At 54.7% G+C, this 655-nt stretch carries 2 protein-coding genes; one reads left to right on the top strand and one right to left on the bottom strand.

The window, feature by feature from the left end:
• Positions 1-86: 86 nt before the first annotated feature.
• A complete protein-coding gene (locus tag HT737_RS30420) occupies positions 87-302 on the bottom strand; it encodes a dodecin (RefSeq protein ID WP_027610201.1) in 216 nt (71 codons plus the stop codon).
• A 157-nt stretch (positions 303-459) separates the two neighbouring features.
• On the opposite strand from HT737_RS30420, the gene HT737_RS30415 reads away from it, so the two are divergent.
• Positions 460-655 (top strand): DUF883 domain-containing protein (locus HT737_RS30415; protein WP_220459613.1); only part of this gene is annotated, 196 nt, incomplete at its 3' end.

The raw sequence follows: 655 nt of genomic DNA, 5'->3' as shown, positions 1-655 counted from the left end.
CGGCTATGCCGATGCGCTCACCTTGTAGCGCTTTGCCATTCCTATGGCACTCGGCCAGCGCGCAAGTTCAGAAGCGTAGCCCAAACTCAGCTGCTGGCAATGCGAAAGCCCACTTTGAGGGTTACCTGGAAATGCGCAGCCTTGCCGTCCTTGATGTGGCCACGCGTCTCGACCACTTCAAACCACTCCAGATGCTTGATGCTCTTGTTGGCTTCGGCCAGCGCGTTGTTGATGGCGTCTTCGATGCTGCTGGTGGACGAGCCGACCAGCTCGACTTTCTTGTAGGTGTGATGGTCACTCATGGCGATCTCCTTGACGTGTGGATTTGAGACTAGCAGTGAATCTGCACTGTTGATTTCGGCGGCTCGATGCAAGCGAAGTTCAGATTTTCTGCACTTTCTCAAACTGCTGAAGTCCCAACCAACACACGCCACTCATCACCAATGCAGGAGAGCCACCATGGCCAACACCTCTTTACGTAAAGCCTCGTTGCAAAGCATGGAAGCCGAGATCGAGAGTCTGCTCAAATCGTTGGAAAGCCTCAAAGACGACGCTTCGGACGAGTCGCGCAAGACGCTCAAGGCACTCAAGAGCAACGCTGAAAGCGCGCTGAAACATTCGCGCAGCCTGCTCAGCGACGCCTATGAAGAAGTCA

Origin of the sequence: Pseudomonas sp. MD195_PC81_125 (assembly GCF_014060985.1) — a bacterium.
GTDB lineage: Bacteria > Pseudomonadota > Gammaproteobacteria > Pseudomonadales > Pseudomonadaceae > Aquipseudomonas > Aquipseudomonas parakoreensis.
The sequence above is the reverse complement of the archived record's forward strand: the minus strand, read 5'-3'. Positions and strand labels throughout refer to the sequence as shown.

Excerpts from the sequence above, each read along its gene's own strand:
- HT737_RS30420 (WP_027610201.1), bottom strand. The coding sequence starts at position 302 with ATGAGTGACCATCACACCTACAAGAAAGTCGAGCTGGTCGGCTCGTCC.